Raw genomic sequence first — 642 nt, 5'->3', positions numbered from 1 at the left:
ACAAGACCGGTGTGCTGGCCAAGTACACCAAGCTGGTGGGGTCGGCCGCTGTCGGCGCGGTGTGCAGCTGAGACGCGGAAGATGACCACAACCGAAAACAACGCCGCGGCCCCACCGCGAAAACAACGCCGCGGCCCCTTCACCGGCTTCATCGGCTCGGCGATCTTCATCAGCCGCTGGCTGCAGGCTCCGCTGTACCTGGGGCTCATCGTCGCCCAGGTGGTGTACGTGATCGTGTTCTGGAAGGAACTGATCCATCTCGTCAAGGATTTCAACCACCTGAACGAGGCCGCGGTGATGCTCATCGTGCTCGGCCTCGTCGACGTGGTGATGATCGCGAACCTGCTGATCATGGTGATCATCGGCGGTTACGAGACCTTCGTATCGCGGATCCGGATGGACAGCCACCCGGACAAGCCGGAATGGCTCAGCCACGTCAACCCGAACGTGCTGAAGGTCAAGTTGGCGATGTCGATCATCGGCATCTCGTCGATCCACCTGCTCAAGTCGTTCATCAATGCCGACAATCTCGAGCCCGAAACGCTGAAGTGGCAGACCATCATCCATATGGCGTTCATCGCGTCGGCCATCGGGCTGGCCTATGTGGACTGGATCTCGGCTGGCCTATGTGGACTGGATCTC

At 60.3% G+C, this 642-nt stretch carries 1 protein-coding gene; it reads left to right on the top strand.

Features of this window, described 5'->3' with window-relative positions:
* Window positions 1-81: 81 nt before the first annotated feature.
* Window positions 82-642 (top strand): TIGR00645 family protein (locus H7I41_RS22575; RefSeq protein WP_264014859.1); only part of this gene is annotated, 561 nt, incomplete at its 3' end.

Origin of the sequence: [Mycobacterium] manitobense, assembly GCF_025821665.1 — a bacterium.
Lineage (GTDB): Bacteria > Actinomycetota > Actinomycetes > Mycobacteriales > Mycobacteriaceae > Mycobacterium > Mycobacterium arseniciresistens.
Note: the sequence above shows the minus strand (reverse complement) of the source record. Positions and strands in the feature narration are given on the sequence as shown.